The organism is Methylobacterium sp. A54F (assembly GCF_053346035.1).
Window position 1 is genome coordinate 1 of record NZ_JBKFBF010000217.1, and the last position, 283, is coordinate 283.

At 73.1% G+C, this 283-nt stretch carries 1 pseudogene; it reads right to left on the minus strand.

What is annotated here, in order from left to right:
- Positions 1–283, minus strand: a pseudogene (locus ACLBXP_RS26020) (HslU--HslV peptidase ATPase subunit); the annotation flags it as partial.

The following is a 283-nucleotide window of genomic DNA, read 5'->3' on the forward strand; positions in this document are numbered from 1 at the left end:
GAGCATGTCGCCGATATTGATCGCCCCCATCGAGGCGCCGGGGACGCCGGGGATCTCGAACATCGGCAGCCCGGCCGGGGAGCCGCCGGCCAGCTCGATCTCGACCTCCTTGTCGTCGGGCTCGCTGTTGCGGAGCTTGCGCCGGAAGCTGTCGCGGGTCGGCTGGCTCGCGGTGGGGCCGACCAGCGCGTCGAGGATGCGCCCCTCGGCCGCCGCCTCCGCCTTCACCTTCACGGCGCGGCGTTTGTCCTCGCGGCGCAGGCCGATGCCGACCTCCACGAGG